The organism is Anaerolineae bacterium, assembly GCA_013178165.1.
Lineage (GTDB): Bacteria > Chloroflexota > Anaerolineae > Aggregatilineales > Ch27 > Ch27.
Genome location: JABLXG010000010.1, coordinates 33,037 through 53,818, shown reverse-complemented (window position 1 = coordinate 53,818; position 20,782 = coordinate 33,037). Strand labels below are relative to the sequence as shown.

Annotated in this window: 21 protein-coding genes; 10 read left to right on the top strand and 11 right to left on the bottom strand. The window is 64.3% G+C overall.

Annotation, left to right across the window (positions count from 1 at the left end):
- Positions 1-131 precede the first annotated feature (131 nt).
- On the bottom strand, positions 132-1,589 hold the full coding sequence (locus HPY64_09010) for a cysteine--tRNA ligase (protein NPV67268.1): 1,458 nt from the start codon (positions 1,587-1,589) through the stop codon (positions 132-134).
- Between the two features lie 171 nt (positions 1,590-1,760).
- Positions 1,761-3,467, bottom strand: a complete 1,707-nt coding sequence (locus HPY64_09005) for a phospholipid carrier-dependent glycosyltransferase (protein ID NPV67267.1) — start codon at positions 3,465-3,467, stop codon at positions 1,761-1,763.
- A 134-nt stretch (positions 3,468-3,601) separates the two neighbouring features.
- Here HPY64_09005 and HPY64_09000 point away from each other — a divergent pair, with 134 nt between their 5' ends.
- Entirely contained in the window at positions 3,602-4,468 is an 867-nt protein-coding gene (locus tag HPY64_09000) for a glycosyltransferase family 2 protein (GenBank protein ID NPV67266.1), read from the top strand.
- Here HPY64_09000 and HPY64_08995 read toward each other — a convergent pair.
- Together HPY64_08995 and HPY64_08990 are read right to left on the bottom strand one after the other, a co-directional pair.
- On the bottom strand, positions 4,444-5,136 hold the full coding sequence (locus tag HPY64_08995; protein NPV67265.1) for a methyltransferase domain-containing protein: 693 nt from the start codon (positions 5,134-5,136) through the stop codon (positions 4,444-4,446). The genes HPY64_09000 and HPY64_08995 overlap by 25 nt on opposite strands.
- Positions 5,133-5,900, bottom strand: coding sequence for a methyltransferase domain-containing protein (locus tag HPY64_08990; GenBank protein NPV67264.1), 768 nt, complete (start codon positions 5,898-5,900; stop codon positions 5,133-5,135). The genes HPY64_08995 and HPY64_08990 overlap by 4 nt, the downstream gene beginning before the upstream one ends.
- A gap of 131 nt (positions 5,901-6,031) precedes the next feature.
- Here HPY64_08990 and HPY64_08985 point away from each other — a divergent pair, with 131 nt between their 5' ends.
- Positions 6,032-7,114: a ketopantoate reductase family protein gene (locus HPY64_08985; protein ID NPV67263.1), complete on the top strand. Its 1,083-nt coding sequence runs from the start codon at positions 6,032-6,034 to the stop codon at positions 7,112-7,114.
- On the opposite strand, the gene HPY64_08980 is transcribed toward HPY64_08985, so the two are convergent.
- Positions 7,080-7,592, bottom strand: coding sequence for a hypothetical protein (locus HPY64_08980; protein ID NPV67262.1), 513 nt, complete (start codon positions 7,590-7,592; stop codon positions 7,080-7,082). The two genes, HPY64_08985 and HPY64_08980, sit on opposite strands and share 35 nt — an antisense overlap.
- A gap of 173 nt (positions 7,593-7,765) precedes the next feature.
- On the opposite strand from HPY64_08980, the gene cydD reads away from it, so the two are divergent.
- The gene (gene cydD, locus HPY64_08975) at positions 7,766-9,511 is read left to right on the top strand and encodes a thiol reductant ABC exporter subunit CydD (protein ID NPV67261.1); all 1,746 of its coding nucleotides are present in this window, start codon (positions 7,766-7,768) and stop codon (positions 9,509-9,511) included.
- A 113-nt stretch (positions 9,512-9,624) separates the two neighbouring features.
- Positions 9,625-10,128, top strand: coding sequence for a flavodoxin (locus HPY64_08970; GenBank protein NPV67260.1), 504 nt, complete (start codon positions 9,625-9,627; stop codon positions 10,126-10,128).
- A gap of 598 nt (positions 10,129-10,726) precedes the next feature.
- Here HPY64_08970 and HPY64_08965 read toward each other — a convergent pair.
- On the bottom strand, positions 10,727-11,380 hold the full coding sequence (locus HPY64_08965; protein NPV67259.1) for a hypothetical protein: 654 nt from the start codon (positions 11,378-11,380) through the stop codon (positions 10,727-10,729).
- A gap of 244 nt (positions 11,381-11,624) precedes the next feature.
- Between HPY64_08965 and HPY64_08960 the strand changes: the two genes are divergently transcribed.
- From HPY64_08960 to HPY64_08950, 3 genes are all read left to right on the top strand, one after another.
- Complete coding sequence (locus tag HPY64_08960) at positions 11,625-11,903, top strand: hypothetical protein (GenBank protein NPV67258.1); 279 nt, start codon at positions 11,625-11,627, stop codon at positions 11,901-11,903.
- A gap of 120 nt (positions 11,904-12,023) precedes the next feature.
- Positions 12,024-12,605 carry a histidine phosphatase family protein gene (locus tag HPY64_08955; GenBank protein NPV67257.1) on the top strand — a complete coding sequence of 194 codons (582 nt, stop codon included), beginning with the start codon at positions 12,024-12,026 and terminating at the stop codon, positions 12,603-12,605.
- A gap of 32 nt (positions 12,606-12,637) precedes the next feature.
- The gene (locus HPY64_08950; GenBank protein NPV67256.1) at positions 12,638-13,225 is read left to right on the top strand and encodes a histidine phosphatase family protein; all 588 of its coding nucleotides are present in this window, start codon (positions 12,638-12,640) and stop codon (positions 13,223-13,225) included.
- A gap of 92 nt (positions 13,226-13,317) precedes the next feature.
- Here the strand turns inward: HPY64_08950 and HPY64_08945 are convergent, their stop codons facing one another.
- A complete protein-coding gene (locus HPY64_08945; GenBank protein NPV67255.1) occupies positions 13,318-14,712 on the bottom strand; it encodes an SH3 domain-containing protein in 1,395 nt (464 codons plus the stop codon).
- A gap of 201 nt (positions 14,713-14,913) precedes the next feature.
- Between HPY64_08945 and HPY64_08940 the strand changes: the two genes are divergently transcribed.
- The gene (locus HPY64_08940; protein ID NPV67254.1) at positions 14,914-16,035 is read left to right on the top strand and encodes a DegT/DnrJ/EryC1/StrS family aminotransferase; all 1,122 of its coding nucleotides are present in this window, start codon (positions 14,914-14,916) and stop codon (positions 16,033-16,035) included.
- Here the strand turns inward: HPY64_08940 and HPY64_08935 are convergent.
- The 4 genes from HPY64_08935 to HPY64_08920 all read right to left on the bottom strand — a co-directional run bounded on the left by HPY64_08935 (position 16,032) and on the right by HPY64_08920 (position 18,960).
- Positions 16,032-16,391 carry a hypothetical protein gene (locus HPY64_08935; protein NPV67253.1) on the bottom strand — a complete coding sequence of 120 codons (360 nt, stop codon included), beginning with the start codon at positions 16,389-16,391 and terminating at the stop codon, positions 16,032-16,034. The genes HPY64_08940 and HPY64_08935 overlap by 4 nt on opposite strands.
- 12 nt (positions 16,392-16,403) lie before the next feature.
- Entirely contained in the window at positions 16,404-16,898 is a 495-nt protein-coding gene (locus HPY64_08930) for a hypothetical protein (protein ID NPV67252.1), read from the bottom strand.
- A gap of 206 nt (positions 16,899-17,104) precedes the next feature.
- Positions 17,105-17,941 carry an ABC transporter permease gene (locus HPY64_08925; protein NPV67251.1) on the bottom strand — a complete coding sequence of 279 codons (837 nt, stop codon included), beginning with the start codon at positions 17,939-17,941 and terminating at the stop codon, positions 17,105-17,107.
- Positions 17,942-18,003: 62 nt separating this feature from the next.
- Positions 18,004-18,960, bottom strand: a complete 957-nt coding sequence (locus HPY64_08920; GenBank protein NPV67250.1) for an ATP-binding cassette domain-containing protein — start codon at positions 18,958-18,960, stop codon at positions 18,004-18,006.
- A gap of 259 nt (positions 18,961-19,219) precedes the next feature.
- Here HPY64_08920 and HPY64_08915 point away from each other — a divergent pair, with 259 nt between their 5' ends.
- Both HPY64_08915 and HPY64_08910 read left to right on the top strand, forming a co-directional pair.
- Positions 19,220-20,332 (top strand): metalloregulator ArsR/SmtB family transcription factor, encoded by a 1,113-nt coding sequence (locus HPY64_08915; protein ID NPV67249.1) that lies wholly within the window; start codon positions 19,220-19,222, stop codon positions 20,330-20,332.
- Between the two features lie 163 nt (positions 20,333-20,495).
- A complete protein-coding gene (locus tag HPY64_08910; GenBank protein ID NPV67248.1) occupies positions 20,496-20,750 on the top strand; it encodes a hypothetical protein in 255 nt (84 codons plus the stop codon).
- Positions 20,751-20,782 lie beyond the last annotated feature (32 nt).

Sequence of the window (20,782 nt, the reverse complement as noted above, 5' to 3'; positions counted from 1 at the left end):
CCCTCAGCAATAACCCCGGCCAGGGGGCGAGGTCACGACCGCGCCAGCGCAGCTAACAGAACAAGCGGCGGAACCCGTCCGCCGCTGTCCCCTGCTCCTGTGTCCGCTCGCCTTTCAGAATACCACCCCCGCTAGCTCACCTTCCACAGTGTACCTTCTGGCCGATCCTCCAGGGTGATTCCCAGCGCGGCCAGCTCGTTACGAATGCGGTCGGAAGTCGCCCAGTCCTTGCGGGCACGGGCCTCTGTACGCAGGGCCACCAGCAGGTTAATCAGCCCGGCTTCGCGCTCAGCGTTGGCGCTGGCCGCATCGCGTTCAGGAATGATGCCCAGGACCTTGCCGCCCAGGTCGCGGTACACCGCGTCGATCTGCTCCAGCACACCCCGCCCGATCGCCGTCCCGCTGTTCAGCAGGGTGTAGACCTCGCGGGTGAAAGTCTGCAGGACACTGAGGGCCAGCGGGGCGTTGAAGTCGTCATCCAGGGCGGCGGCAAAATCGGCCCGCGCCCGCGCTACCTCGGCCAGAATTGCGTTTCCGGCATCGCCTTCCGGCGCGGCGGCCATCATGGCGCGGGTTAGCCGGGCCGCGCCATAGAGCCGTTCCCAGCCCCTGACCGCGCTATCCAGCGCTTCCTCGCTGAAAACGATCGGGTTGGAGTAATGCGAGGTAAACATGAACAGGCGGATCGCTTCGGGCCGCCACTTTTTCAGCGCATCTTTGATCGTGTAGAAGTTGCCCAGGCTCTTGGACATCTTAACCGGGACGCCGTCCTCATCCGGCACCTGCAGGCTGCCGGTCAGCATCCAGTAGCGGGCGAAGGGCGCGTCATGGGCGCATTCGCTCTGGGCGATCTCGCACTCGTTGTGCGGGAAGATGTTATCGACGCCGCCACCGTGAATATCAAAGGTGGTGCCCAGGTACTTGCCTGCCATGGCCGAGCACTCGATATGCCAGCCGGGGAAGCCCACTCCCCACGGGCTATCCCAGCGCAGGATATGCTCTGGTTCAGCCCGCTTCCACAGGGCAAAGTCTTCCGGATGGCGCTTTTCATCGCGCACATCCTCGCGGGCGCCCGCCTCCTGATCTTCCAGGCGGCGGTTGGAGAGCTTGCCGTATTCCGGGTACGAACGCACATCAAAGTAGACATTGCCATCCACGACATAGGCATGGCCTTTGTCGATCAGGCGCTGGATCATGGCGATCTGCTCCGGAATGTGCCCGCTGGCCCGCGGGCTGATGTCCGGGCGCGTGACGCCCAGGGCGTCCATATCGGCGAAGTATTCGCGGGTGTAGTACTCCACGATCTGCATGGGCCGGGCGGCCAGCTGGCGGGCTTTCTTGAGGATGCGGTCCTCGCCGCTATCCAGCAGATGGCCGACATCGGTGATATTCTGCACGTAGAGCACGTCCCAGCCGCTGTAGCGCAGCCAGCGTACCACCATGTCGAAGTTGATGTAAGTCTTGGCGTGGCCCACATGCGCGTAGTCCTGGACGGTTGGACCGCACACGTACATGTTGACTTTGCCCGGCTCCACGGGCACAAATTCCTGTTTTTCCCGGCCAAGCACGTTGAAGATTCGCAGTGTCATAAGTCCCTTCCGTCCTGCGTGGGCAATCCCTGTGCTACAACAATTTTGTCTGCCGGTATTGTACCGCATCCATCAGGCGCTGATAAGCGCGGGCTGCAGGGGAGGCGAAGAGGGGGGAGGCCCGATGCGCAGCCTGGCTTGCATGAGGCTGCCATGCTTCAGCCTTGTGTTTCAGCGCATGGCGGCACAGGCCGCTTCATCCAAACAGTACAGGGTCAGCGTTGGACTGTGCCAGATGCGCATGCTATTCATGAACTGGTCGGAACCCGGCCAGACGGGCCGCTCTACCCGTGCCAACACTGGCAGATTATCCCAGAGTGCCAGATAGTCACGTATGAACTCTTTCTGACTGGGTGTGATCAGCGGATTCAGAAGATCATCGTAAAGCAGCGCATCCGACAATAGCACCAGGTCTACGCCGGAAGCACGGAGTTCCTCCGGCGTAGGGTATGACCCGTAATAGTTCTGCGTTTGCGGGAAGTAGGCCGGGTCCAGCGCAACATTGTATGACCCATTCAGATGAATAGTTGTTCCAGGGGGGACATGTTCTGTGATCCAGGCGGTCATGAGATCGCGGGTATCTGTGTGGAACAACTGAAGAGCAGGCAATGTATAGACCAGCGGCATGGCCACGATAGCTGCTGCGATCAGCCCGCCCCGCACCTGGGCGGGGCCGGGTAACCATGTGCGTAGCTGCACTGCCCCCAACCCACTCAGGGCAGCAAACACCGGGATTATCGGTACCAGCATTTGTTCCGCCATATTGGGGCGAACCGTCCGCAGGACCACATAACTGTAAGGCACAATGAACCCCAGCAACAACAACATGGGTAAAGCCGTGGAGTTTCCCTGCCGGGATACGCGCGGGCGAAAGAATGCTATAGCGACGCCGAGTACACCCAATACGGTCGCCGGAATACCTACGCCAAATACGACCAGATACCGGTATTCATAAAACAGTCCCACCCATTTCGATACTCCCGTAGCGCCATCGGCCACGTACTGATTGCTGATATATTGAAAATCGTGCAAGAACATTGCTGGATCACGCAGCAGGTAAGGGGTGGTCAGCACGAAACTCACCGGGAACAACAACCATCCCAGTAACACTTGACGGAGCATGGCTCTTGATGGGTTACGGTATAGCAACACACACCCCACAAAGAACAACACAAGTGACACCGCCGCCGCATTGTACCGACAGCCTGCTGCCAGCCCGGCCATAATCCCACTGAGTACCAGCAGGCCGCGCTGCCCTTGATTCTCCCGTAGCGTTGCAAGGGCCGCCCATGCACTTACTGCCGCAAATCCTGCGGCCAGACTGCTGGTCGTGGCATAATGCGCATGCTGCACCATCGGCAATGAGACCGCTGTCAATAGCCCGGCTATTGCTCCCCCGAAGGGATGGCCGCTCAGTTGCTTCCCCAGCGCGAATGCACCCGCCACCGCCAGTAACCCGCCCAGCGCTGAGAAATAGCGTGTTTGAACATACAGCCGGAAGGGGGCGTATTCCCGCGCGCCAATGTCCTGATCTGTGCCGTCAATGTTCTCCCGATCGGCAAGCGTAAGCCCATCTTCCGCGTTGGTCAGCCAGTACGTTACGAAGTTGAGATTGATCAGAAAATTGGGATTCTCGAAAAACTGCGGGTGTAGTTGTCGCCGCAGCAACATTTGAAGCGGCTTACTCACCTGATGAAATTCATCTGGATGGAAAGCACTGTTGGGGCTAAGCGTCTGGTTCCTGGCATAGGACGGGAAGTACGCCGGATCCGGTTGCCCGTAGGTGATTCCAGGAATCCGTAGCCCGGCGGCAAAGAGCAGCAGCAGGACCACAAAGGCCAGCTTGGCACCGTATCCGTTTTTCCTCAGCAGGGCCATCTTGCCAGCCTCTATCCGCTTCTCGTCCCCTTCGCAGCTCGGGGGCAATCCAGGCTGCAAAACGCACGCGAATTATAAACGCGGGATCAGCTATAATCCAATCCGATTACCTGCCCTGGTTGGATGGAGCGCCCGTGAGACTCTCGATCGCCATTGTCAGCTACAACACCGCCCCCCTGCTGGTGCGCTGCCTGGAGTCCATTACCCGCTACGCCGCCGACCTGGAGCCTGAGATCATCGTGGTCGATAACGGCAGTATGGATGACTCGGTGGCTCTGGTCCAGGCGCGCTACCCGGCGGCCCGACTGATCCTGCCAGGCCGCAATACCTTTTACAGCGCGGGCAACAACCTGGCCATCCGCGCCGCACAGGGCGATGCGATCCTGGTGTTGAACCCGGATACCGAATTGCATCCCGGCGCGTTGCAGGCGCTGGCGGCCTATCTGGAGGCTAATCCTGCCTGCGGGCTGGCGACGGCTCGTCAGGTCTGGACGGATGGACGGACGACACTGCCGATCTGCTCCCGCTTCAACACCTATGCTGACCTGTGGCTGGGGGCGACCTTCGCGGGGGCGCTGCTGCCCGTCTGGCGGGAAGCGCGGCGTGCCCGGATGTGGTACGCGGACTGGAATCGTCTGAGCGATCGGGAGGTCGACGTAGCCCCCGGTTCATGCATGCTGCTGCGCCGCGCCGCGCTGGAGATGGTTGGCCTTTTCGATGAGGCTATGCCGATGTACTTCAGCGACGATGACCTGTGCTGGCGGCTAAAGGCAAGGGGGTATACGGTGCAGTATCTGGCCGGGGCGGTCATCACCCACGCTGAGCGGGCCACCACCCGCCACATCAGCCGTCGTGCCCGGCAGATGTATTATGCAGACCTGGCCGTCTATGCCCGCAAGCACTTTGGCCGGTTGCGCGCTGCGCCCCTGATCGCCGCTGCCGGGCTAACCCGCCACCTGCTTGACCGCCGGGAGGCTCAGCCGGGGTTGCGGGCGACGTAGATCAGTTCGGTAGCGAGCAGGCCGGGCAGCACTGGCGCGGCTAATGGACGTCCCCGCCGCCGAGCCAGGGCATTGAGCAGAGTCTGCAGACCGCTGCCGGTGATGTACAGCGCCTCCACCGGGTAGCCCTGCTGTTCCAGCAGCGCCCGCCCGGTGCGGACCGTGTACAGGTGGCAGTGGGTGCGATCCAGCACCCCGTAGTCAGTGTAATCGAAGCGGCCCAGCAGCAACAACAGCCGGTAGCGCCAGTGGGCAATGTTGGGAAGCGAGACGATCACGCGCGCGCCTGGCTTCAGCAGCGTCCGCGCCTCCGCCAGCACCCGCTCCGGTTGCCTGAGGTGCTCCAGCACCGCCGCCGCCAGCAGCACGTCATACGGCCCACTGGCCCCGGCCACCGCCAGCGCCCCCGGCACATCCAGATCGACTGTATACACCTCACTGCACCGCCCGGCAGCGATGGCCACCGCTGCCGGATCGATCTCCAGGCCGGTCACACGGCAGCCCAGCGCCGCTTCCATGTATCCAGACAGGTAGCCGGAGGAACAGCCCAGCTCCAGCACGCAGCTCCCACGCGGGATCAGGCGCATCAGGATGCTGTGCGCTTCATCAGGGTGGGCGGTTGCCGGGTCGTAAAGGGCATCCCGGTGATACTTCGGCACGGCGGTCATGGTGCGGGCGGCTCCTGGCGGGCATCTTCCAGCACATAGATCATCGCTTCCCCGAACAGGTTGGGCCACACATCGCGCAGAATGGGCGTGCCCTGGTAGGCGATCTGCTGCGTGATGCGGAAGCCGAGTTGCGCCGCCCACCAGCGGAAGTCCGCCACCGTCCAGAACCGCAGGTGCTCACCGGGTGTCACTACCCATTGCAGTGGAAAGCGGCCCAGCAGCAGACGCAGCCGGTGCTGGTGGTAACCGGTGTTCGGCACGCTAACGATCAACATCCGGGCACGGTGGCGCAGATCGTTCAACAGCGCCTCCGGGTCGGGGATGTGCTCCAGAATTTCGCTCATGAGGATGCAGTCGTAGTCGGTGTCGATAAAAGTGCTGACCGGCTGTTTGATATCTGCCAGCGTCACATCCAGCCCGATCGATCGGCAATACTCGACCGCTTTCGGGGAGATATCTACGCCGTGCGCGTCAATGCCAAGTTGCTCGACCAGATACTTAAGGATCGCGCCGTCGCCCACGCCCAGGTCGAGCACCTTGCTGCCGGGCGGGATGACACGGGCCAGCGCCTCCGCCCGCGCCCGGCGAAAGGGCGAGAGCTTGCCCAGGCCGCTCCCTGCCTTGGCGTCCCAGTAGTCGTCGTAACTGGTCACGCCGACGCGGGCTGTTTCCGGGTAGGCCAGCAGGCGGCGCAGACCCCGGTAGCGGTTGGCCAGCCACAGGTAGGGCGGAAAGCGGCGCAGGATCGGCTTGAGGTGAGTCATGGTGGGGTCACACTCTTGCGTGCACTCAGGGTGGGCGGCGCATTTGCCGGGTATTTTAGGGAGCGTAGGCGGCTTTGTCCAGTCAACGGGAAGGGGCGTACAATGACGACTAGAGGGGAGGGACAGAACCCATGAAAATTCTGATCTACGGGGCCGGGGTGCAGGGCAGTGTGATCGCGGCGCGGCTTTACGCCGCCGGGCATGAGGTGAGCCTGCTGGCGCGCGGCAGGCGGCTGGCCGACCTGCGCGAGCATGGCATTGTCCTGGAGGACGCGCGTACAGGCATCCGCAGCACAACAACGGTGCCGTTGGTGGAAGCGCTGGCGCCCACCGAAGCTTATGATCTGATCGTGGTGTGCATGCGCAAGAACCAGGTGGCCGACGTGCTGCCAGTCTTGGCCGCTAACAAGGCGACTCCGGCGGTGCTGTTCCTGGGCAATAACGCCGCCGGGCCGGACGCTTACGCGGCGGCGCTGGGCCGCGAGCGGGTGCTGTTCGGCTTCACCACGGTGGGCGGCACGCGGGAGGGGCACATCGTGCGCCACACCGGCGGGGCACAACGGATCCGCCTGGTCATCGGGGAGTTGAACGGGCAGGTCACGCCGCGCCTGCGCGAGATCGTTGATGCTTTCGCCGATGGCGGGATTGATGTGGTGATCAGCCCGGCCATCGATGCCTGGCTCAAAGCGCATGCCGCGCTGGTGTTGCCGCTGGCCGGGGCGGTTTACGCCGCTGGCGGGGATATCTACCGCGCTGGACACACCCGCGACGCTATCACGCTGGCGGTGCGGGCCGCTCGTGAGGGCTTTCAGGCGCTGCGGGCGCTCGGTTTTCCACTGGTGCCAGCGGCTATTCAGGTTTACCGCTGGCTGCCGGAGCCGCTGCTGGTGCTGCTGCTCTCCCGGCTGGCCCGTACGGCCATGGCCGAGTTGGCCGTGGCCAGCCATGCCAACGCCGCCCGTGATGAGATGGCTGCGCTGGACGCTGAATGCCGGGTGCTTTTCCGGCGGGCGGGCACGCCAACCCCGGCCTGGGAGCAGATCATGCGCTATGTGGACTCGACGATCCCGATCTTGCCGGAAGGGAGCGCGGCCCTGCCACTGGACTGGCGCGGCGTCTGGTTGCTGGCGGGCGGGCTGCTGGGGATACTGCTCCTGGTGGTGGCGTTGCCGGTTTTGCTCAAGCCCTGGCGTTCTGTTCGTCGATGTAGGTGATGAAGTCTAGCTCGCCCGGCGGGTAGCCCCAGTGCGCCAACAGCATGGCGGCCTCACTGCGGTGATGGGTAGCGTGGTTGACCTGGTGGATCATCATCTGCCACAGCGGGTAGCTGTACGTCCGGCCCCAGCGGGTGGTGTAGGTGATGACCGTGCCCAGCAGGTCGTTGTCCAGCGCCGCGACGAAGGCCTGCGTGTCCGTCTCAACGGCGTCCCAGCATCCCTGCAATGTGGCCAGATCAGAGCACTCCGCAGCGGTCAGGAACTCCGGCGGCTCCCAATGGCGGAAGCGCGCCAGCCAGTGCCGTTGCGCGCCGAGGGTGTGCACCAGCGTATCGCGGACAGAGGAGAAGCTCGCGCCGGGTCCGGGAACCGGGGCGGTGAACTGGTCGCCGGTGAGCTGACTGGCGGCGGCCAGAACGCGGGCGCTAGCCCAGGCGTTATAGGCGTAAAGCGTCCGAATGGCGGTGATGAACATACGGGAGTCCTGTCCTCTTGCATGCCCGGCGGTATCCGGCTGCTGCCGGGCTTTCCCGTGAACATACCCCCTCTTAGTACAGATTCTAGCATATATTGCCTGATCTACGGGCAACTTCTGGCGGCACCTGCCCTGATTTCGGTATAACCGGCGCAGGGAGGTGAAAGACGCGCATGAATCTCGACAGGCGGTTGCTCAGGTTGCTGCGCGGGGAGCGTCCCCGGCTGGCGCTGACGGTTGGCCTCGGTGTGCTGGGTGGGGTGCTGCTGGTGCTGCAGGCTCGCGTACTCAGCCGGGCCATCGCCGGGGTCTTCCTGGGCGGGCAGACGCTGGTCGAGGTGACGCCACTGTTGCTGGCGCTGGCCGGCCTGGCGCTGGCGCGGGCGGGGGTTGCCTGGCTGAGCGTGTCCGCTGCTGATGCGCTGGCCGGGCGGATCAAACAGGCCCTGCGCTCGGCACTGTACAGCCACCTGCTGGCGCTTGGCCCGGCCTATACGGGCGGCGAACGCAGCGGCGAACTGGTTGCCGCCGCCCTGCAGGGCGTGGAGGAACTGGATGCTTATTTCCGCGACTATCTGCCGGCGCTGGTCCTGGCCGCGCTGGTCCCGCTGACCTTCCTCGCTTTTATCCTGCCGCTGGAGCCGCTTTCGGGGCTGGTGTTGCTGCTCACCGCGCCGCTGATCCCGTTCTTTATGGTGCTGATCGGGGCGCTGGCGCGGGGAGTCACCCGCCGCCAGTGGCAGACGCTCAGCCGGATGAGCGCCCACTTCCTGGACGCCCTGCAGGGTCTGACGACGCTCAAGCTGTTCGGGCGCAGCCGCCGCCAGGTTGAGGTCATCGCCAGCATTAGCGATCGCTGGCGGGCGACCACGCTGGGCGTGCTGCGGGTGGCTTTTCTTTCCGCGCTGACTCTGGAGCTAATTGCCACGCTCAGCACGGCAATTGTGGCGGTGGAGATCGGCGTGCGGCTGCTGTACGGCCTGCTCGATTTCGAGGGGGCGCTGTTTGTGCTGGTGCTGGCTCCGGAATACTACCTGCCGCTGCGGACACTGGGCGTGCGCTTCCACGCCGGGATCAGCGGTGTAACGGCAGCGGTGCGCATCTTCGACATCCTGGAAACACCGGCAGTCGCATCGGCCCCCTCCTTGACTGTGCCCTCCCGCTCCGTCCCTCAGCGGATGTGCATCGCCTTCAACGATATCCGCTACGCCTATGATGGCGGGCGGCGCGTCGCCCTGGACGGCGTCACCTTCATGGTGGAGCCGGGCCAGCAGGTGGCGCTGGTCGGGCCGTCTGGCGCGGGCAAGAGCACGATCGCTGCACTGCTGCTGCGCTTCATCGCGCCCGATTCCGGGACAATCACGGTCGATGGCGTCCCGCTGGCGGCCATCGCCGCGGATGTCTGGCGGGCGCGGCTGGCCTGGGTTCCCCAGCAGCCGTACCTGTTCAACACCAGCATTCTGGAGAATATCCGCCTGGGTCGCCCCGGAGCCACGCCGGACGAAGTCATTTTCGCTGCCCGACAGGCTGGCGCCGATGACTTCATCTGCGCCCTGCCGGACGGCTACGCGACCGTGATCGGGGAACGCGGGGCGCGCCTTTCCGGCGGGCAGGCGCAGCGGATCGCCCTGGCCCGCGCCTTCCTGCGCGATGCGCCGCTGCTGATCCTGGATGAGCCAACTGCTCACCTGGACGCTGAGAGCGAGGCGCTGGTGGAGGAGGCGATCGGGCGGCTGCTGCGCGGGCGTACGGCGCTGATCATCGCCCACCGCCTGCACACGGTTGCCCGCGCCGATCGGATCATCGTTCTCGATGAGGGGCGTGTGATCGAGAGCGGCTCTCATGCGGAATTGCGGGCGGCGGGTGGGTTGTACAGCCGGTTGCTGGCGGCCTACGATCCCCAGCTATTGGCTGGCTGATCCAGTCGCGCAGATTGCAATGTGGTGCAACTCACCGGTCTGTACAACGTATGTAATGGTACAGAGGGGGGTACCCTTTCAAATCGATCATCACACAGGAGCATATTGACGAGATGAGCAAGCGAGTCCTGGTCGCCTATGCCAGCAAGACCGGCGCCACGGCTGAGGTGGCCGAATTCATGGGCAAGGTGTTGCGGGAAGCAGGCGCTGAAGTGGACGTAGTGCCGATCAAGAACGTGCGCGACCTGGACGGCTATGATCTGGCCTTTGTCGGTAGCGCCATCCGTGTTGGCCAGTGGCTCAAGGAAGCGGTGTCCTTTGTGGAAGCGCACAAAGACGCGCTGAGCCAGCGCCCAACCGCGTTCTTCACCGTGTGCCTGACCTTACATGAGGACACACCGGAAAACCGCCAGACCGTGCATGCCTATCTCGACCCTGTGCGGGCCATCTTCACCCCGCAGGCGGAAGGATTCTTCGCCGGGAGGATGCTGCCGGCGCGGTTGGGCCTGCTGGAGAAGATGATGATGCGCATGATGAAACCGCCGGAGGGCGACTTCCGCGACTGGGATGCGATCCGGGCCTGGACGGGGGAAACCTATGCGCAGCTGGCCGGGTGAGTTCTTCCTGGTATAGGAAGATAGCCCGGCAGAAGTCGTGGGCGATGGCGTTGCGAATTTTGCAACGTGCCCTGTCGCCCGGCAATAATGCAGTACGGCGGCCCCTGAATGTTCAGGAGCCGCCGTGTGCTTTCCAAAACAGGCTCCAGGAGGGCACAGATGCTGGTATAAGGAGCCTGTCTCAGTTGAGATGGCATCGCCCGGTAGGGATGGGGCAGCAACGATCAACGATGCGGGCGGCGATGAGCAATAATGGAGATTGACGATGGCGATGCCCGGCTAAGTCCGGAGTGTGATAGTGGGCTTCAACGGTGAACTCGCCTGCACAGACGATGCTACAGGGGGGGGATTGAACATTGAGGGTCAATGTCAGTAGCTTCGTCTGTGCAGGCGAGTCCACGGGCAGTGATGGGGTTGGGATGGTGGACTCTGCCGATCAAGCGTTTTCACGCTCAACCATACGTACCATAGCACACATTTGTTGATAAATCCAGTCATTTTTATAAGAATTCGATGAGAAACAGGAACCGGGGTGGCCATCCCTGACCACCCCGGTGAGTACTCCGGATTGCCTCTGGGCCGGGTACAGGCACGCTGCCTAACCTTCGCGCTTGGGCTTTTCCTCTCCGCGCCCGGCCAGGAGCATATAGGCGCCCGCCACGATCATGATCACCGCCACGACAACACTGATGACCGGGCCAACCGTTTCGACCGCACTGAACAGGAACGCCAGCGCCATCAGCACCATGATCCCGCCGGGGATGAGGAGCGGCCACTGGCGGGTGTAGAGATAGGCAACGATGAATGGCAGGCCAATCACGCCCAGGACATAAGCCGGGACAAGCTGGGACTCATTGCCCGCCTCCCCCAGGAACAGCACCGGGATGATCGCTACCAGGACATAGGCCGGGATGGCCAGTCCCCACTGGCGGGTCCGGTAGGCGCTATAGGCAAAGGGCGCGGCGATCAGCAGCAGCACAATCACTGGCACCCAGACGCCGCTCAACTTGAGCACGGCAGCGATGACCACAACGACCAGCACCGCAGCGGAGACATAAGCCACAATGACCTGCCAGACCTGGCGCTCAGCCAGGTATAGCCAGCCGAAGCCGATGGCCGACACAGCCAGCGCCACAACCCACATCCAGACTTCCCACGATGCGTCAACGCTGTTGGTGATGATCTGGGCCAGACCCAGCAGAATCAGCGCAGCCCCGGCGATGATGCGCCCCCGATTCTTTTCTTGAAGCATGTTTTTTTACCCCCCTTGTGTGTGCTAGTGGGCGATGATGCTGTTGATCTATACGCGCCGGGAGCGGGCCGGGTTGCGCGGGGGAGGAGTAGGAATAAAGGTCTGTTGTCAGGCCGCGGGTTGTGCGCTAGGCTGAATCGTGCCTGGTGAAGATGTTCCGGCTTGGCTTCAGCCGCTGTGCAGCGCGTGCCCTTTTACCTGACCCGGACAGGAGACCGCGCGGCTTTACTGTGGAGGAATTTGCATGACTGAGGCCTTTGAACGGCTTAAGGCGCTGCTGGAGCAGCAGGGGGCCTTGCGGGAAGAACAGGTTATCGAGGTCGAGCGTGAGTTAGGCGCCCTGACCGCCGAAGAGCGCCTGTGGCTTTCCATCGAGCAGCACAACCGCCTGCAGCGCGCCGGCCAGACCATCACGGTTGAGCAGTACATCCAGGCGACCGCCATCCTGGAGAAGGCCACCCCCGGCAGCCCTGAATACCAGGAGGCGGAGCGGATCGTCGCCGCCTTTGAAAACGCCGCCTAGCCGGGTAGAATAAGCGCGGCCAGGCGCCAGACCGCCCCTTTCTGGCGGGCCTGAGGGTCTGGGCTGTGTCTTGCTGGCGGCTGCGTTTTGCCCCACCGGCTGTTGACCCCGACGGGTTTGATGACTACCATCTATTTTGTTCGCCATGGCGAGGTGCATAACCCGCAGCACATTCTTTACGGGCGGCTGCCGCGTTACCGGCTGAGCCAGCGGGGTCTTGAGCAGGCCGCCGCCGCCGCGGCGTACCTGCAGGATCGCCCGCTGACTGCTGTGATCAGCAGCCCGCGCCTGCGCGCCCGGCAGACGGCTGCCATCATCGCCCGCCCGCACGGGCTACCGTTGCGCCTTTCCACGCTGGTGGATGAAGTGCGCAGCCCGCATCAGGGTCGCGCCACCGCCGATCTGGAGGCCGAGGGCTGGCGGCTCTACGCCGATCTGCCGCCCGGCTATGAGACGCCGGAGGATGTCCTCAGGCGCGTCCTGCGCCTGATCGGACGGCTGCGGGCGGCTTACCCTGGCCAGGAGGTAGCAGTGGTCACCCACGGCGACATTGTGCTGGCCGTGCAGTTCTGGGTGGCCGGCATCCCCTTCACCGATGACACCAAGAATCGCGCCGCCTATCCCGCCACCGCGTCAATCACCACGCTGGCCTTTGTCGATGGCGCGCGCCTGCCAGCACTGAGCTACCTGCGACCGTATTGACCGCCGTTCTGTGGCGACGCCAGGATGGGCTTATGACCGTCATCCATTTTGTCCGGCATGGTCAGGTACACAACCCGGCGCAGCTGCTTTATGGGCGGCTGCCCCGCTTCCCGCTCAGTGCAACGGGCCGGGTGCAGGCGGAGGCCGCCGCCAGAGTCCTGCAGGCGCGCCCGCTGGCGGCTGTCTTCAGCAGCCCGCGTCTGCGCGCCGTCCAGACAGCCCGGATCATCGCCGGTCAGCATCCCGATTTGCGCGTGCGCATCTCCCGCCTGCTGGATGAGACGCATACCCCCCATGAAGGCCGCCCGCTGGCCGAGCTCGAAGCTAGCGGCTGGGATATGTTCACGGATATCCCGCCCCATTACGAACAGCCGGAAGACATCTTTAACCGGGCGCAGCGCTTCATCCGCCGGGTGCGTCGCCGCTTCCCGCAGGGCGAAGTCGTCGCCGTCACTCATGGGGAGCTGCTGCTGTGGATGCACCTGTGGGTGCGTGGCCTGCCCTTTACGCTGGAAACGCAGTTCCTGATCAACCCCTTCCCGGAAACCGCTTCCATCACTACCCTCACCTTCACCGATGGCGTAGAAGTCCCGACGCTGACCTATTGCCGCCCTTACTGAACAGGGCCTGCCCTCCCCGGAAGCGCCAGAGCGCAACACAAAAAGGGCGGCCCCCGGTTGAGGGCCGCCCCCGGACCTGCAAGCAAGACGCTTTACGGACCGGGCAGGGTGATGATTGGCGGCAGGGTGATAATCGGCGGCAGGGTGATGATGAGAGATAGTTTATTAATGGTCACGTAGCGTTCGGTGACGCTGCCATCCTGCAGGACCACACGCAAGGTGTACGTTGTCGTGGTCGCCGGACATTCCTCACGGGAGCCGATCCCGGAGACGCCAACGCCCTGGTAGTAGACCTCGCGGACGTTCTCCGTGTACCAGGAGACCGTGCCGCACCCGCCGGGGCCAACCGTGATCGCGCCGGTGCCGTTCACCGTGAAGTTGATGATCGCGCCGGGCGGCGGGGTCGGCGTGGCGGTGGCGGGTAGCGGGGTGGGTGTGGGCGGGCTTTCAAAGAAGAGCAGGCTGCTGCATGGCCCTTCCAGCCGGGTGACCGTGCCGGAAATCCAACCGCGTTGCCCGGCGAAGTTGACCACATACCAGCTTCCATCCAGACTCTGGCCGATGACCTCCAGGCTGCTGGCGGGGTTGAGCATCCCGATGACGGGGAAGACGGTCGCCGGGCCGCTGCGGATGTTGACATTGGTGCTGCCCGCCGTGCGTACCAGGCAGACCGATGCCTGCGGCGTTTCCGTAGGTGGTGCAGGGGTGGGGGGCACGCCGACAGGGGCCGCCCCGCCGCCCGGACTCAGCAGCAGCGTCAGCGCACCGGACGCCTCCGGCGCCCAGCCGGAAAGGACGATCTCGTACAGGCCGCTATCCGGACCGATGGTCAGGTCTGTCCCCTGCAAGCCGGGACCACCCAGCAGGCCGATGAGCTGGCCCAGCGGGTTGTAGACCTGGGCGCTGAAGGCAAAACCAGGTGTTGTGCTCAGGATTTGCAGGGTCAGCGGGCCGGTCGGGTCGGCGTCGAAGCTGTACTGGATCGGCGCAGCGCCGGGTGGGATGTTGATCGCCACCGGGACGTTCGGCACCAGGCCCAGGCTGGCTGCCGCCGGGCGCGCCCCCAGATGCAGCAGAAACTCGCCGGGTGTCCCGCCGGTACTGGTGATCATCAGGGTGTACAGGCCGGTGTCTGGCAAACGATAGCTGATCCGCGCTGCGCCGCTGGCCCCCAGCAGCGGATCGCCCTGGCTGACGGCCAGCTGGCGCTGGTTGACGCCCATCAGGCTCAGCGCCGGGACCATGCCTGGTGTAATGCCGATGACGTAAGCGGTCACGTGGTCGCCCACCGTGCCATTAAACATGTAGAAGCCGAGCGGGGCTTCCGCTGTGAGCGTGCCGACGACGGTCGTGCCGTAGGTGAGCAGGTTACCCTGCGCCTGCAGGCTCCCGGCGGTACCCCCCATCACTAGAATGAACAGGATCAATAACCGCAGGCAGGTATGAATCGACGATGATCGTGCAGAAATCCGGACCAACCAGTGCATAGGCCTTCCTCACAAGAAGTTTCTGTCGGCCTGGGCGATAAGTGGCGCAGGGCCGATCGCGGCTGCGCTGCTTTCATCATATGCTTTTTTGCTGCCCGGCAGAAGCACGACTCTTGTACTGGTTGGCGGGACGGTATAATGGGGGCGTTGCCCGGCGGGGTGGCCGGCGGCGTATAGAAGGGAGCGGACGGTGTGGATGAGATACCTCTGGTTGATCTCAAGGCCCAGTATGCCGCGCACCGGCAGGCCATTGACGCGGCCATCGCCCGGGTGCTGGCGCACACCGGCTTTATCGGCGGGCCGGAGGTGCGGGCCTTTGAGGAGGCCTTCGCCGCTTACCAGGGCACCCGCCGCGCGGTAGGCGTCGCCAGTGGCACGGCGGCCATCTTTCTGATCCTTAAGGCGCTGGGGATTGGCCCTGGCGACGAGGTGATCACCACGCCGCACACCTTCATCGCCACCGTTGAACCGCTGATCGCGCTGGGCACCTGGCCGGTCTTTGTTGACATCGACCCGGCGACGTACAACCTGGACCCGGATCAGATCGAGGCGGCGATCACGCCGCGCACCAGGGCCATCATGCCCGTCCACCTCTACGGCCAGCTGGCCCCTATGGATGCGATCCTGGCCGTTGCCCGCCGCCATAACCTGCCCGTGATCGAGGATGCGGCGCAGGCGCATGGAGCAAGCTACCGGGGACGGCGGGCCGGGCAGTGGGGGGTAGCCGCCGCCTTCAGCTTTTACCCCGGCAAGAACCTGGGCGCTTATGGCGACGCTGGCGCTGTGTGCACCGATGATGACGCGCTGGCCGATCAGATCGCCCAGCTGCGCGATCATGGCCGCACCAGCAAGTACGAGCATGCCGTGATCGGCTATGGCGAACGACTGGACGCGCTCCAGGCGGCGATCCTGGGGGCCAAGTTGCCCAACCTCGATGCCTGGAACGCCGCCCGCCGCCGCATTGCCGCCGCTTATACCGCCGCCCTGCGCGACCTGCCGGGGGTGATCCCGCCCGTGACGCTGCCCGGCGCGGAGCACGTCTACCACATCTATTGCATCCGGGTCGAGGCCGCCCGCCGCGACCGTATTCTGGCCGCCCTGCACGAGCGTGGCATTGGCGCGGGCATCCACTACCCGCTGCCACTGCACCTGCAGCCCGCGCTGGAGTTTCTGGGCACACGGCGCGGCGACTTTCCGCATACGGAAGCGGCAGCCCGGACGATCCTCAGCCTGCCAATCTACCCGGAAATGACCGAAGCGCAGATCGAGCGCGTGGTCGCCGCGCTGAGAGAGGCCCTTGCCGCCACGTCAACACCGGCCTAGCTGCCGCGTAACAGGGTTCGCAGGGCGGCCAGGGCGCGGGCGACCTCCCGGCGGAAGGCGGCTTCGTCCAGCGCGGCGAATTCAGCAGCCAGCGCTTCGCTGTCTAGCCGGAATACCGGCCATGTCTCCCGTTCACGGGCGGTCTGCTGGGCGCCGGTCAGGCGAGCGGGGTCGTGATCGCGCACGATGGCCGCGGCCAGCGCGGCCTGTTGCGGCGTGGGCGCTGCAGCCAGGTGCACACGCACCCGGCCCTCGCTGAAGCTCAGCCCCAGGCAGGCTTCCCCCAGTGCCGCCCGCAGTTCGGCATCGAGCCTTTCCGGATTGATGGTCGTTTTCTCGATTGTCATGTCCGGCATTTCGGGCGCTCCTTACAGCTCAATAGCGGCCAGCGCGATCGCGTTGTAAGCCGTGTACGAAACCAGCGATACCGTGCTGCCGCTGGTCACACACCACTGCGGGCGGAAGGTGTGCGTCCCGGCTGCCAGGCCGGTGACCAGCACGGCGAAAGCGACCGGCGTCGCAGCGGTCACATCGTTGCCCAGGTTGGACGCCTGCAGCAGGCCGAGCGGCATTCCGGTGTAGCGCGTCCCATCCACGCTGAGATCAAAGCGGGCGCGGTAGCTGGCGTTACTGGCGTAGGCGTTGGCGGCGAAGGTGACCAGCACCGGCCCGCCGTGCGTCTGTAGCGTGATGCTCAGGTTGGCGCTGTCGATGTCCACAAAGCTGGTGCTGGTTGTGGTGTAGCCGCTGCCGCTGTTGTGGATCAGGCGAACCTTGTTGGGGTCAAGCAGATAGTGCAGATTGCCGCGCAGGGCGGCCATATCCTCTTCGGTGACCAGGTCGCCCGTAACCAAGGTTCTCATCGTCGTCCATTCCGGCATGGGGAGCCTCCTTTCCGGCCAGATGGTGCTCACCCATCAGGGTAGGGCAGGCCGCGGTGGAACGGGGCGACAGGTGTGGCCGCTTTGGGGCCGATCTGTGGCCGGGGGACGAAAAGACGCCGGGCGTTGGGGGTGACTCCCCGGCCCGACGTCTGTATGAGTTCATCTGCGGATGGCGCGACCGGCCTCTACTTGCGGCGGGTGCGTGTCCGCAGGGCAAAGCCGGCCAGGGCGTACATGGCCGTCGCCAGGATCAACGTGGCCGCCACACCCTTCAGCAGTAGCTCGCCATCCCAGCCGGTGAGCAGCAGGCTGCGCATGGCTTCCAGCACGTAGGTGATCGGGTTCAGTTCAGCGGCGGTGCGCAGCCAGCCACTCAACAGGGCCAGCGGGACAAAGCTGGCCGTCAGGAAGGTTAGCGGGAAAAAGATAAAGCCTGCGCCCTGAGTGGCGGCGGCGCTGCCGGAGCCGAGCGCGGCGGAGACGGTGAAGCCAGCGAAGCCCGTCCCCAGCAGCACGGCCAGCCCGATCACCGCCAGCAGGCCCGGCAGGCCGGTCGCCGGCTGGAGGCCCAGCAGCAGGCCGACGGTGATGACGATGCTCGCCTGCAGGCCCAGGATCACCGCCCCGGCCAGGATCGGCCCCAGCACCAGCGCGGCGCGGCTGACCGGCGTCAGCAGCAGCTTGTCAAAGTAGCCGCTGGAAAGATCGCGCACCAGGTTCTGGGCGGCAATGCCCGCCCCGGCCAGCGACGAGCTGATGATCGACAGCGGCAGGATAAAGCCCAGGTAACTCTTGCCTGCCAGGCCTGGTAGAAAACTGGCTGCCCCGCCCAGCGTGGACTGGTAGATCACCAGGAAAAAGACGCTGATCGCTACCGGCGGCAGGATAGCCTCCGGGGTGCGGGAGATGGTTACCAGGTTGCGCCAGGCCAGTAGCGCGATCTGGCGCAGCAGGGGCAGGCGCGGGGTGGTCAGGGGGGCACCCACCTGCGGGCGGGCGCCGGTCATTGTTGTCACAGCCATGGTTCGTTCTCCAGGTATCATTGACATGTGCAGGTTCTGTCGACTGTTCGGCAGAGGGTGCCTCAGGCTGCTTTTTCTTCCGCCTGAAAGCGCTGGCCGGTCACCGCCAGGAAGACATCATCCAGTGTAGGTTGGGTCAACGTCAGCGATTGCGGCTCCAGGCCAGCCTGCTCCAGCCGTCGTACCACTGCCGGAACAGCCTCTGCCGCGCGGTTGAGGTACAGACGCAGCACACGGCGGTCGACCTGAACCTGATCGGCCATGTCAGCCAGGGCGGTGCGGGCCTGCTCAACGGCTGCCTCATCGCCAAAGGTGACGTTGATCGCGTCTGAGCTGAGCCGGGCTTTGAGCTCCGCGGGGGAGCCAGCGGCAGCGATCCGCCCCCGATCGATGATGGCGATCTGGTCGGCCAGTTCGTCCGCTTCTTCCAAATACTGGGTGGTCAGGAAGATGGTCATGCCCAGTTCACGGTTAAGACGACGCACTTCCTCCCATACATCGCGGCGGCTGGCCGGGTCAAGGCCGGTCGTTGGCTCGTCGAGGAAGAGGATCTCCGGTTCGTGGACGAGCGCCAGGGCCAGGTCAAGCCGTCGGCGCATCCCGCCGCTGTACTTGCCAACGCGCTTCTCCACAGCGTCGGTCAGGCGGACGATCTCCAGCAGTTGCCGGGCGCGGGCTGCTGCCTGCTGGCGGCTCATCCCAAAGAGCTGGCCCTGCATGATCAGCAGTTCGGTAGCCTTCATCAGCGGGTCGAGGCCGATTTCCTGCAGGGCGACGCCGGCGATCTGGCGCACCTGGCCGGCCTGGCTGACCACATCGTAGCCGCCGACGCGGACTTCGCCCGCGGATGGCAGGGCCAGGGTAGTCATGATCTTGACGGCGGTGCTTTTGCCGGCGCCGTTCGGCCCCAGGAAACCGAAGATTTGCCCGGCTTCCACGCGGAAGGATACACCGTCGATGGCGGTGAAGTCGCCATAGCGCTTGACCAGGTTAGTGACTTGAATCTCGCGGTTGGACATCAGTTTTCCCCCTGGCGGCGGGCGGGAAATCGCACGCCGCAAAATGACGAGATATGGTAAACAAATTATCAACAAAAACTATACATCCAGCATCTGAGAAAGTCCTGAAGGAAATATGAAAATTAGATGAGAAAAGGCGATGAATCTTGACAGGCTATTCGAACAGGTGTACGCTATAAATGCAGTTTACCCGTTTAAGTGGGTAAAGCAGATTGACCGGAATGTACGCAAGTGAGATCGCGCGGCGGAGCGCGTCGCCATGCCCCAGACCACCGAGTTTCTGCATACTTCTGAAGTCGCCACGCTCAGCGTCAGCCTGGAGCCGGCCTTCAATGCCATCACCAGCCTACGCCTGCTGACCTGGACGTGCTGCGAGCAGATGTCTGAGCAGGACCTGATCGGTCTGGACGGTTGGGTAACTCGCGTGGCCGCCGCTATGACGCCGGAGCAGATCGCCCTGCACCGCCTGGTTTTTATTGGCCTGTACTACATCGTCGATCCCGACCGCAGCTGGCCCAGCTTCCCGGCTTATGTCAACCATCTGGAAAGTCTGCCGGGCGAGGCCCTGCGCGACCAGCTTCTGGACCGGTACTTTACCATCGCCTGCCGCAAGGGCAGCTATACACCGGAAACATTGCCTGACCCGGCTGCGTTGCTGGCTGACCCCGACGCTTACGTAGCCTTTCTGCAGGCGGCCTTCCCTGGCGCGATCGTCGTCCCGGAGCTCGAGTTGCAGGCTCATGCCCTGCTCAACGATCCGCCGCGCCTGCGGAAGACTATTGTCGACTACCTGCGCCAGATGTGGCATGACTACCTGGCCACCGAGTGGACTCGCGTCCGCCCGATGTTGCAGGAGGCAGTGGAAGCCTTCCGTCGCGTCGATCTCAGCGCCATGGACAAGACCGCCGCCGCCGAGTATGTCATTGGTGCACCGCTGGAGGACAAGCTGCGCCGCTACATTGAGGAGCATACCCGCGTTGTCTTCATCCCATCGCCGCACATCGGCCCTCACCAGGGCACTTTCAGCGATGGGACAACGCTCTGGCTGGCTTTTGGCGCTCGCCTGCCCGCCGGGATGCACTCCAGTTCGTCCGCGCTCAGCCGGGCCGAGTTGCTTGTCCGCCTGGGGGCGCTGGCCGATGAAACGCGCCTGCGCATCCTGGGTCTGATCGCTGAGGAAGGCGAACTGTGCGCCCAGGACATCATCACCCGCCTGTCGCTCAGCCAGTCCGCCGCTTCCCGGCACCTGACCCAGCTCAGCGCCAGCGGCTACCTGATCGAGCGGCGGCAGGAGAACGCCAAATGCTACCGGCTCAACCCGGCCCGGATTGACGATACGCTGGCCGCTCTGCGCCAGTTTTTGAAGCTGTAGCACCTTCGCGCCGGTCGGGGTCAAGAGGGGACCCGACCGGGATGTACCGTCCAGGGGCGCAACCCGCCCCGCCGAGCACCACGCACCGTTCGCCGCGGACTGAACTGCAGTCCGTCCATCCTTTACGGTTAGGACAGAATCACAGGTAAAGAGGGGAAACGCTATGATGTTGTTGCCACCGGAAGATCATGCCCGTTTGTATCGTGACCGACTTCTGGAAGAGAAGCTTAAGCACGATCTGCGCCGCCAGGCCGGCGCCCGCCCGTTCTACACGCCACTGCTGGCCCTGCTGGGCCGCGCTCTTACTGATTTCGGCCTGTGGCTTCAGGCACGCAGCACCGAGCGTCACCAGGCAGCGGAGCAGCGCCCGCCCGTCGATACCGCCATGGTAGAGCGGCGCTGGCAGGGCGCCCGCTGAGCGGGGCGCTGATGAGTCGCCCATACGCGCCA

Bases quoted from the DNA above. Each gene is read 5' to 3' on its own strand.
- HPY64_09010 (NPV67268.1), bottom strand. From the start codon at position 1,589: ATGACACTGCGAATCTTCAACGTGCTTGGCCGGGAAAAACAGGAATTT.
- HPY64_09005 (NPV67267.1), bottom strand. From the start codon at position 3,467: ATGGCCCTGCTGAGGAAAAACGGATACGGTGCCAAGCTGGCCTTTGTG.
- HPY64_08995 (NPV67265.1), bottom strand. From the start codon at position 5,136: ATGACCGCCGTGCCGAAGTATCACCGGGATGCCCTTTACGACCCGGCA.
- HPY64_08990 (NPV67264.1), bottom strand. From the start codon at position 5,900: ATGACTCACCTCAAGCCGATCCTGCGCCGCTTTCCGCCCTACCTGTGG.
- HPY64_08985 (NPV67263.1), top strand. From the start codon at position 6,032: ATGAAAATTCTGATCTACGGGGCCGGGGTGCAGGGCAGTGTGATCGCG.
- HPY64_08980 (NPV67262.1), bottom strand. From the start codon at position 7,592: ATGTTCATCACCGCCATTCGGACGCTTTACGCCTATAACGCCTGGGCT.
- cydD (NPV67261.1), top strand. From the start codon at position 7,766: ATGAATCTCGACAGGCGGTTGCTCAGGTTGCTGCGCGGGGAGCGTCCC.
- HPY64_08970 (NPV67260.1), top strand. From the start codon at position 9,625: ATGAGCAAGCGAGTCCTGGTCGCCTATGCCAGCAAGACCGGCGCCACG.
- HPY64_08965 (NPV67259.1), bottom strand. From the start codon at position 11,380: ATGCTTCAAGAAAAGAATCGGGGGCGCATCATCGCCGGGGCTGCGCTG.
- HPY64_08960 (NPV67258.1), top strand. From the start codon at position 11,625: ATGACTGAGGCCTTTGAACGGCTTAAGGCGCTGCTGGAGCAGCAGGGG.
- HPY64_08955 (NPV67257.1), top strand. From the start codon at position 12,024: ATGACTACCATCTATTTTGTTCGCCATGGCGAGGTGCATAACCCGCAG.
- HPY64_08950 (NPV67256.1), top strand. From the start codon at position 12,638: ATGACCGTCATCCATTTTGTCCGGCATGGTCAGGTACACAACCCGGCG.
- HPY64_08945 (NPV67255.1), bottom strand. From the start codon at position 14,712: ATGCACTGGTTGGTCCGGATTTCTGCACGATCATCGTCGATTCATACC.
- HPY64_08935 (NPV67253.1), bottom strand. From the start codon at position 16,391: ATGCCGGACATGACAATCGAGAAAACGACCATCAATCCGGAAAGGCTC.
- HPY64_08930 (NPV67252.1), bottom strand. From the start codon at position 16,898: ATGAGAACCTTGGTTACGGGCGACCTGGTCACCGAAGAGGATATGGCC.
- HPY64_08925 (NPV67251.1), bottom strand. From the start codon at position 17,941: ATGGCTGTGACAACAATGACCGGCGCCCGCCCGCAGGTGGGTGCCCCC.
- HPY64_08920 (NPV67250.1), bottom strand. From the start codon at position 18,960: ATGTCCAACCGCGAGATTCAAGTCACTAACCTGGTCAAGCGCTATGGC.
- HPY64_08915 (NPV67249.1), top strand. From the start codon at position 19,220: ATGCCCCAGACCACCGAGTTTCTGCATACTTCTGAAGTCGCCACGCTC.
- HPY64_08910 (NPV67248.1), top strand. From the start codon at position 20,496: ATGATGTTGTTGCCACCGGAAGATCATGCCCGTTTGTATCGTGACCGA.